Source organism: Corallococcus sp. AB018 (genome assembly GCF_003986945.1).
GTDB classification, from domain to species: domain Bacteria; phylum Myxococcota; class Myxococcia; order Myxococcales; family Myxococcaceae; genus Corallococcus; species Corallococcus exiguus.
This window is the reverse complement of the sequence record NZ_RAWR01000315.1, coordinates 1-8,714: the sequence shown is the minus strand read 5'-3', so window position 1 is coordinate 8,714 and position 8,714 is coordinate 1. Positions and strand designations below refer to the sequence as shown.

Here is an 8,714-nt window from a genome sequence, read left to right as displayed (position 1 = left end):
GTTCTCGTCCATCGACATGGCGGCTCCGTCCCCGGCCCTGTCCGCCGCGCCCGAGGACGCCCCCGAGGACACGCACGTCGGTCCGGAGCCGATGGGCGCCCTGTTCGACTTCTCCGGCGCGGGGGCCCGGCCGGGGGCCGCTTGCGGGGCGTCCACGTCGATGTCCACATCCACGTCACCCCAGGACTGGACCTGGGACCTCACGGCGGGGGCGCCGGGCGCGTAGTACGCGGCACCCGGGCGGGTGACCTCCCCGGTGGGCTCCGGGGCGTCTCCGAACGCCTGGAACGGGTCCGGCTGCTCGGCCGGAGGGCCAGCGGGCGGGGGGGCGCTCGGGGCCGGCGCGGGCTCACGCGCGACCCGAAAGGTGTTCTGACATTTGGTGCAGCGGACCTTGACCCCTTTTTCCGTCACCTTCTCGTCGGGGATCTTGAACCGCGTCTGGCACTGTTCGCACTGGACGATCATGGGGTCGGGTCGGGGGGACTTGGAGCATAGGCCCACCCGGCAACCACCGCGAGTCGGGCCCGGGTAACTTGCTCGCTTCCAACCCCTTTGATACGAGGTTCGCCCCTTTGGAAATCAAGAAGTAAACCAGTAAATGCCAAGGCGCAGCCGGGGTCGGAGACGACAGACATGAGCGAGGCCGAGCAAGCAAACGCTCCCAGCAACACCAAGGAGCCGAAGATCATCAAGCGCTACACGAACCGGAAGCTCTACGACACCGTGGAGAGCCGGTACGTCACGCTCGATGAGATCGCCGCGATGATCAAGGAGGGCACCGAGGTGCGGATTGTCGACAACCGCACGAAGGAAGACCTGACCTCCGTGACCCTGGCGCAGATCATCTTCGAAGAGGAGAAGAAGAAGAACCAGATGCCGCTGTCGGTGCTGCGGGAGATCATCCGCCACCCCGGCGAGTCCATCTCCGGGTTCATCCAGAAGGAGGTCTCGCCGCGCGTGGCCTCCATCCGCGAAGAGGCCGAGCAGCGGCTGGACAAGCTGCTGCGCCGCGAGGACGGCAGCCTGCAGGAAGCCCCTCCGGAGGCCCCCGCCGCCACGCCCGCGCCGCAGGCCGAGGGCAGCGCCGCGAGCCTCAACCCGGCGGAGCTGCTCAAGGCCAGCCAGCGCGCTTTCGAGGACTTCCAGCGCCGCATCGACGAGCGCGTGAAGCAGGTCGTGGAGAACCTCACCGGCAACCTCCCCGCCCTGGGCCGCGACATGCAGGCGCTCGCGCAGCGGCTGGAGGAGCTGGAGAAGAAGCTCGACGCCGTGGAGAAGGGCGACAAGAAGGACACCAGCGCGTCCTGAAGCACCCGTGCCTGAACGCCGTGGCGCCCGTGAGGAAGCGGGCGCCGGCGCTTCAGGCCACCTTCGGCCGGGTCCGCTTCCGCTTCGCCGGAGGGGCCCCGCCGTCAATCTCCGCCGCGATGGCCGCGAGCATCCGCGCCCCCGGGCTCTGGGGTGCGTACTCCCAGATGGTCTTCCCGTGGCTCTGCGCCTCGTCCACCTTGACGCTGTAGCCCAGCGGCGTGGCGGCGAGCGCTTCGGGGAAGTACGTCCGCAGCCGCTCCAGGATGGCCGTGGCCAGCGCCGTCTTGCGGTACAGCGTGGGCACCACCCGGGTGACGCGGAGGTCCTTGCGTCCTTCCGCCTCGCCCACCTGGCGCACCGTCTCCGCCAGCTCCGCGCACCCGTCCAGCGCCAGGTACGTCAGCGCCACCGGCACCACCACCTCCGTGGACGCCACCAGGATGTTGCGCGTGGTGAGCCCCATGGACGGAGGCGCGTCGAACAGCACCATGTCGTAGCCCGCGGCTTCCGCTTCACGCATGCGGTCCGCCAGCCGGTGCGCGCGGCGCGGGTCCTGCGCCACGACCACCGGGAAGTCCGCCATCTCCTTGTACGCGGGCACCACGTCCAGCCCGCTCACGCCCGTGGGGCGCACCACGGAGGCCAGGGACACCTCCGCGTCGGTGAGCAGGTGGAAGACGTTGCGCGGCAGCGTGCGCACGTCCAGCCCCAGTGACTTGCCCGCGTGGCCCTGCGTGTCCAGGTCCACCAGCAGCACGCGGCGGCGCTGCTCCAGCGCGAGCCACGCGGCGGTGTTCACCGCGAGCGTCGTCTTGCAGGTGCCGCCCTTCTCGTTGATGAACGCGATGCGCCGCATGGCCGTGAGGGCTTGCCGCGCCCTACCCCTTCTTCTTCGAGGACGTGTTCGACACCAGCGTGTCCAGTTTGCCCTCGACGGACGCGAGCAGCTTCTCCAGGTCGTCCACCTTCGAGCGCAGCTGCTCCAGGTCCGCCGTGGACGGCAGGTTCATGGCGGACAGCGCCGTGCGCAGCGCCGCGTCCAGCGTCCCCTTCGCCGCGAGCGAGCGGGACACCAGCGTCTGCACCGCCCCCACGAACTTCTCGTTGGAGAGCAGCTGCTGCGCGAGCTTGCCCACGCGCTCCTCGCCCGTCTCCACGAGCTTCTTCATCACCGGGTTGTTCTTGAGCATGTTCTTGGGACCGTTCAGGTCCGGCCCACCCCGGACACGGCCTCTCGGCCGTCGGGACAGGCGGGACGTCAGGAAGAGGACGCCGCACTCTGGGAGGGGCCAACGCGACGTGTCAAGCAGGGCAACATTGGGGATTTCCGCTCGTGGACTCTCGTTGACTCTCCGGGAGCCCATCCCTACGGTTCGCGCGCCCTCTATGGCCGGACTGCTCGACAAACGCCTGTGGATCGTCTCTGGCAAGGGGGGCGTGGGGAAGACGACCGTCGCCGCCGCCCTGGCCCTGGCCTCGGTGCGCGCCGGCCGGCGCACCCTGGTGTGCGAAGTGAACACCCAGGAGCGCGTCAGCCGCATCCTGGAGCTGCCCGAAGCCGGCCCGGAGGTGAAGCTCCTGGAGGAGAACCTCTGGGCGGTGGACGTGCGCCCCCAGGAGGCCATGCGCGAGTACGGCCTGATGGTCCTGCGCTTCGAGACCCTCTACAAGACGGTCTTCGAGAACCGGCTGGTGCGCTACTTCCTGCGCTTCATCCCGTCGCTCCAGGAGCTGGTGCTGTTGGGGAAGATCCTCTTCCACCTCCAGGAGAAGCTGCCGGACGGCCGCTGGAAGTACGACACGCTGGTGCTGGACGCGCCCGCCACCGGCCACGCCATCTCCTTCCTGAGCGTGCCGCAGGTGCTCCTGCAGACGGTGCCGCCGGGGCCCATGACGCGCGAGGCGCTGAAGATGCGCGACCTGCTGGTGGACCCGTCCGTCACCGCCGCGGTGCTGGTGGCGCTGCCGGAGGAGATGCCGGTGAACGAGGCGTTGGAGCTGCACGGTGCGCTGCGAGACAAGGTGCACATCCGCACGCACGCGGCGGTGCTCAACCAGGCCTTCCCCCAGCGCTTCACGGAGGCGGACCTGGAGGCGCTCGCGGGCCACCCGGAGCTGATGCGCGTGGCCCAGGCGCACCATGACCGCGCGTCGCAGGCGGTGCTCGCGGGCACGAAGCTGGAGCGCAACCTCCACGCGCCGGTGTACACGGTGCCCAGGTTGTTCGTGCCGCGCTTCGGACGGGACGCGGTGGAGACGGTGATGGGGCACCTGAACGCGATGGTGACGGGAGGCACGGGAGCATGACGGCGCTGCAAACGGCGCTCGCGAACAAGCGCGTGCTCATCTGCGTGGGCTCTGGCGGCGTGGGCAAGACGACGGTGGCGGCGACGCTCGCGCTGCGCGCGGCGGTGGATGGCCGGCCCAGCATCGTGTGCACCATCGACCCGGCGAAGCGCCTGGCCAACTCCCTGGGCCTGTCCGGCCTGGGCAACACGGAGGCGGAAGTCCCCGCGTCCGTGCTGGAGCCCCTGGGTGTGAAGCCCAAGGCGGCCCTGCACGCGATGATGCTGGACATGAAGGCCACCTGGGACGACCTCATCACCCGCGTGGCCCCGCCGGAGCAGCGCGAGCGCATCTTCGCCAACCGCTTCTACCAGTCCCTCTCCACGGCCCTGGCGGGCAGCCAGGAATACATCGCCATGGAGAAGGTCTGGGACCTGCGCCGCAGCACGGACTACGAGCTGGTGGTGCTGGACACGCCGCCCACCGCGCACGCGCTGGACTTCCTGGACGCGCCCAACCGGGTGCTGGACTTCCTGGACAACGAAGCGGCCAAGTGGCTGCTCACGCCCGCGCTGAAGGCGGGCAAGGTGGGCCTGTCCCTCTTCAACCTGGGCGGCAGCTACGTGACGCGCGCGCTGTCGCGCTTCACCGGCACGGAGATGCTCCAGGAGCTGTCCTCCTTCATGCTGACGCTCTCCTCCATGAACGAGGGCTTCCGCGAGCGCGCCCGCGGCGTACGCGAGCTGCTGGAGGACAAGACGACGGGCTTCGTGCTGGTGACGAGCCCCAATCCGGAGCGGCTGGACGAGGCCATCCACTTCCACAAGCTGCTCAAGCAGAACCGCATGGAGATGACGGCCATCGTGGTGAACCGCGTGCACCCGCTGCCCACCCAGGCGCAGTGGGCGGACGCGGCCACGCTGACGCCCACCCGCCGCGCGAAGGTGGAGGAGACGCTGCGCGAAACCCAGGTGCTGGCGCAGCAGGACCTGGAGGGCCTGGCGCAATTGCGCGCGGCCTGTCCGGGCACGCCCCTCATCCAGGTGCCGCGCTTCGGGCTGGACGTGCACGACCTCACCGCGCTGTGGGGCACCGGCCGCTACCTCCTGGGCGACGACGTCCTCGCCTGAGCGCCCTCCCCCACCCCGCGTGACGCGCCGGAGGCTCGCCGGAGGCTCGGAGACCCCGGGCATTTCCGGCGCGCGGGGGCGTTCATGCCGGGCGGACGGGCGACTGAGCACCGGAGGCCTGCCCGCATTAGACTGGCGGGCTCCGGAAGCACCGCGGAAGAGCACCCCGGGAACCTGGCGGGTCTCCTGGGTGTCGATGTCCGGGGCCGCACCGGGTGACGTGGGCGTCCGGATGGGAGCGAGCTGCATGCACGGCAGGAAGCGGATGGAGTCAGCCGGAGTCGCCCGGCGGTGGCTGTGGGTGGGCGTGTTGGGCCTGGGCCTGACGCTCACGGGCTGCCGCACCACGGGCACGGGGACGAAGCCGGACGCCACGGCGAACAAGCAGGTCGTGGAGTTCGACCCCGTCACGGTGACGGCGGACCTGGAGCTGGACAAGCTCAACGACGAGGAGCTCTTCGCGGGCGGCACCTCCGCCTTCGCCGCCAACGACTTCAAGCAGGCGGCGCGCTACTTCGGCCGGCTCGCGGACTTCCACCCCAACAGCCAGCACCGCCGGCAGGCCCTCTACAACGCGGGCCTCGCGCACCAGCGCCTCAAGGAGTGGGACGACGCCTACGGGCGCTTCGCCGAACTGGCGGAGCCGGAGAAGGGCCAGGGCGACGCGCTGGACGCGTCCTTCCGCGTGGCGGAGTCGCTCTACCATCTGGAGCGCTACGAGGAGGCGGTGAAGCTGCTGACGACGCTGGCCGCGCGCGCGGACCTGCCCGCGGGACGCCGCATCGAGGCCCAGGTGCAGCAGGGCATCTGCCAGGTGGAGGCCGGCCGCACCGACGACGCGGAGGGGACGCTGCGCAAGGCGCTGGCCGCGTATGACGCCCTGCCGGACAAGGCGGAGGTGGAGGACTACTTCCCCGCGCAGGCGCACTTCTTCGTCGGCGAAATCTACCGGCTGCACTACGAGGCCGTGAAGCTGGAGGCCAGCCGGGGCAGCGACGGGCTGGCGCAGGACCTCAACTACAAGGCGGAGCTGCTGTTGTCCGCGCAGGGCCACTACCTGCGCGCCATCCGCGTGGGCAACGGCTACTGGGCCACCGCCGCGGGCGCGCAGATTGGCGCCCTGTACGAGAACCTCCACGAGCACATGGTGAACTCGCCCACGCCCCCGGAGCTCAACGCCGAGGAGGCGGAGGTCTACCGCCAGGAGCTGCGCAAGAAGATCCGCGTGCTGCTCACCAAGTCCATCAACATCTACGAGCGCACGCTGGAGGCCGCCGAGCGCATCGGTTCGCAGAACGCCTTCGTGGACCGCACCCGCCAGAGCCTGGAGAAGGTGAAGACGCTCCTGCTCGCGGACGCGGACGCCGACACGGAGTCGGAAGGGGTCTCCGTGCCCATGCCCGCCTCCAACGCGGGCGCGAAGCACCGCTAGCGCCCCCCGCCGGCCATGGAACCGCTCTTCACCCCGGAGCAGCTCGCCGACATCCACGCCTACCACCAGCCCTATTACATCCGGGCGGCGGTGGACCCGCTGGTGCGGCTGGCCCTGTCCGCGCTCATCCTGGCCGTGCTCGTGCGGCCCGTGTACCGGGGCGCGACAGCCGCGGCGGCGTCACTGGAGCGCAGGTTTGGCGGAAAACTGCGCAAGGCCCCGGTGAGCCGCGCCTTCTTCAGCGCCATGGACCGGCTGTGGGGTGAACCCGGTTGGGGGGCCGCGCTCCTCTTCGCGCTCTTCATCGACCTGGCCACGCAGCTGCTCTACGCCCCCGCGAACGTGTACTTCTTCTACGTGCTGGAGCACCGGCACGGCCTGTCCAACGACACGCCCGCGACCTTCGCGTGGATGTGGTTCAAGGGCACCCTCGTGGGCGCCATCGCGCTGACGGCGCTCGTGATCGGCCTGTATGGCCTGGCCCGCCGCGTGCGCAGGTGGTGGCTGGTGCTGGGCGTGCCGGTGGCCCTGCTGATGCTGGTGGCCGCCGCCCTGGACCCGTACCGCGCCCGCCTCTACTACGACCAGACGCCCTTGCAGGAAGGGCCGCTGCGCTCGCGCATCACCGAACTCATGCGCAAGGCGGACATCACCTTCTCCGACGTGGTGGTGGAGAAGACGTCCGTGCAGTCCAAGCGCATCCAGGCGTACTTCGCCGGCCAGGGCCCCACGCGCACCATCGTCCTCAACGACGTCATCCTGGGTGAGCTCGCGGAGGACGAAGTCCTGGCCGCGGTGGCGCACGAGGCGGGCCACGTGAACGAGCCCCGCTGGCCCGGCCGCATCTTCTCGTCGCTCGCGGTGCTGGCCCTGCTCTTCCTCATCGACCAGTTGCTGCGCCTGTCCGCCCGCCGGGGCTGGTGGGGCATCCAGCGCTCGGGCGACATCCGCACCCTGCCGCTGATCTCGCTGGTGGTGTTCCTCCTCATCACGCTCGCGGCCCCCGTGGCCGGGGCGCTCTCCCGCGAGCGCGAGCGCGAGGCGGACCGTTACGGCCTGAACCTCACCGGCGACTCCGGCGCCTTCCGCCGCATGCTGGTGAAGGCCGCCCGGGTGAACAAGATGGACCCCGAGCCGCCCCGCTGGGTCGTGCTCAAGGGCATGAGCCATCCCCCCATCGGGGAACGGCTCACCGCGCTCGACGCGCCCTGAAGCCGCTTTCAAGAAGCCGCCGGTGGATGGGCCTCCACTCCACTCCCCCTCGCCATCCAGGCCCACCCTCCGGCCGGCCGCCCCCGGACCGCTCCCCAACTGTCCGGTGGCACATCCGTCTTGAAACGTCTCTCCCGTCAACCGCTCACGTCGGCGGAGCGCCCTCCTTCAGCTTCTCCACCGCCACCAGGGTGATGGCCTTCACCAGGGCCTTCGCGCGGCGTCCCGCGGACGTCTCGCCATGCGGGTCGACCTCCACCGCGTTGGCGATGTCCGTGAAGCCCTGCCGCTCGCCCCGGCGCAGGTGCAGCTCGCCCCGGCCCGTCAGCGCCACGGGGTTGCGCGGGTCTCCAGTCAGCGCGTGCGTGTACTCGGTGAGCGCGTCCTCCACCCTCCCGAGCTTCTGGTACACGGTGCCCAGCGCCGCGTGCGCCGCGGAGTCCTTCGGGTTCCCCTCCACGAGCCCCTCGAAGAGGATGCGCGCCTCCTCCAGCCGGCCCGCCGCCGCCAGGTCGCAGCCCACCTGCGCGATGGCCTTCGCCTCCTCGAAGGTCATCCCCTCCACCTCCGCCCAGGTCGTCTCCCCCCGCGCGAATGCCTTCAGCCTGCGCGCCGTGCCGATCTCCATCGTCAGTCCCTCGCCGCCGTCGTGCTTGATGATGCGTCCCATGGCGGCCCTCACGCGCTGCGCAGGTTGGAGATGGCCGTCTTCGCCATCTCGTTGAACTTCGAAGACATGTTGCTCATCAGGTCGAACATGGCCTTGCGCTTCTCCATCAGCGTCTGAAGCCGCAGCTCCAGCTCCTGCATGCTCGTGTCCAGCTTCGCGCCACGCGCCTTGTCCGAGTCGCTGGTGCCCAACGTGGCGCGCTCCTCGCGGGCGCTGGCCATCTCGTTCATCACGTCCAGCAGCTCGTCGTCGGTGTCCTCGGTGATGCCCATCAGCAGGGCCTGCACCTTCTGCTCGATGCTCAGGTTCGGGTTGTCCACGATGTCGCGCGCCCGCGAGCCGCCCGTGCTCCGGCCGCTGCCGCTCGACGCCTTCGGCACCGAGTCCAGCTCCGCGTCCAGGTCCTGCCAGCTGGTGACGCCGTCCCGGCCGCCGCCCGCCGCCATCTCCAGGCGGTGCCAGTACTCCGGGTGGTCCGTGAAGAACTGCGCGGCGCGCTTGAGCGTGGAGGACGCCGCCGGGCTGCCCAGCACCGCCTCCAGGTCCGCCATCGTCAGCTTGCCGTCCTTCGTGCCCTTCGCCGTGTCGAAGGTGTCCCAGTTCTCGTCCAGCACCTGGAGCGCGTCGGCGTACTCCTTGAGGTCCGGATCCACCGCCCCCGAGCCCCCGC

8 protein-coding genes and 3 pseudogenes are annotated in these 8,714 nt (G+C 70.3%); 6 read left to right on the top strand and 5 right to left on the bottom strand.

Annotated features, from left to right (window positions below; genetic code table 11):
- A pseudogene (locus D7Y11_RS44735) lies at nucleotides 1–226 on the top strand (hypothetical protein); the annotation flags it as partial.
- A gap of 143 nt (nucleotides 227–369) precedes the next feature.
- On the opposite strand, the pseudogene D7Y11_RS45075 reads toward D7Y11_RS44735, so the two are convergent.
- Nucleotides 370–468 (bottom strand): annotated as a pseudogene (locus D7Y11_RS45075) (zinc-ribbon domain-containing protein); the annotation flags it as partial.
- A gap of 168 nt (nucleotides 469–636) precedes the next feature.
- Between D7Y11_RS45075 and D7Y11_RS39740 the strand changes: the two are divergent.
- On the top strand, nucleotides 637–1,311 hold the full coding sequence (locus tag D7Y11_RS39740; protein WP_120581282.1) for a polyhydroxyalkanoate synthesis regulator DNA-binding domain-containing protein: 675 nt from the start codon (nucleotides 637–639) through the stop codon (nucleotides 1,309–1,311).
- 52 nt (nucleotides 1,312–1,363) lie between these two features.
- Here the strand turns inward: D7Y11_RS39740 and D7Y11_RS39735 are convergent, their stop codons facing one another.
- Together D7Y11_RS39735 and D7Y11_RS39730 are read right to left on the bottom strand one after the other, a co-directional pair.
- Nucleotides 1,364–2,170, bottom strand: coding sequence for a ParA family protein (locus D7Y11_RS39735; RefSeq protein WP_121755934.1), 807 nt, complete (start codon nucleotides 2,168–2,170; stop codon nucleotides 1,364–1,366).
- 22 nt (nucleotides 2,171–2,192) lie between these two features.
- A complete protein-coding gene (locus tag D7Y11_RS39730) occupies nucleotides 2,193–2,504 on the bottom strand; it encodes a hypothetical protein (RefSeq protein WP_120581280.1) in 312 nt (103 codons plus the stop codon).
- 196 nt (nucleotides 2,505–2,700) lie between these two features.
- Here D7Y11_RS39730 and D7Y11_RS39725 point away from each other — a divergent pair, with 196 nt between their 5' ends.
- The 4 genes from D7Y11_RS39725 (at nucleotide 2,701) to D7Y11_RS39710 (ending at nucleotide 7,374) form a co-directional block, all read left to right on the top strand.
- Nucleotides 2,701–3,621, top strand: a complete 921-nt coding sequence (locus D7Y11_RS39725) for an ArsA family ATPase (RefSeq protein ID WP_120581279.1) — start codon at nucleotides 2,701–2,703, stop codon at nucleotides 3,619–3,621.
- Nucleotides 3,618–4,730 carry an ArsA-related P-loop ATPase gene (locus tag D7Y11_RS39720; protein ID WP_120581278.1) on the top strand — a complete coding sequence of 371 codons (1,113 nt, stop codon included), beginning with the start codon at nucleotides 3,618–3,620 and terminating at the stop codon, nucleotides 4,728–4,730. The genes D7Y11_RS39725 and D7Y11_RS39720 overlap by 4 nt, the downstream gene beginning before the upstream one ends.
- A 247-nt stretch (nucleotides 4,731–4,977) precedes the next feature.
- Nucleotides 4,978–6,162: a tetratricopeptide repeat protein gene (locus D7Y11_RS39715; protein WP_120581277.1), complete on the top strand. Its 1,185-nt coding sequence runs from the start codon at nucleotides 4,978–4,980 to the stop codon at nucleotides 6,160–6,162.
- A 15-nt stretch (nucleotides 6,163–6,177) separates the two neighbouring features.
- On the top strand, nucleotides 6,178–7,374 hold the full coding sequence (locus D7Y11_RS39710) for a M48 family metalloprotease (protein ID WP_126936287.1): 1,197 nt from the start codon (nucleotides 6,178–6,180) through the stop codon (nucleotides 7,372–7,374).
- 145 nt (nucleotides 7,375–7,519) lie between these two features.
- On the opposite strand, the gene D7Y11_RS39705 is transcribed toward D7Y11_RS39710, so the two are convergent.
- Both D7Y11_RS39705 and D7Y11_RS39700 read right to left on the bottom strand, forming a co-directional pair.
- A complete protein-coding gene (locus tag D7Y11_RS39705) occupies nucleotides 7,520–8,044 on the bottom strand; it encodes a tetratricopeptide repeat protein (protein ID WP_120581731.1) in 525 nt (174 codons plus the stop codon).
- Nucleotides 8,045–8,052: 8 nt separating this feature from the next.
- Nucleotides 8,053–8,714 (bottom strand): annotated as a pseudogene (locus tag D7Y11_RS39700) (hypothetical protein); the annotation flags it as partial.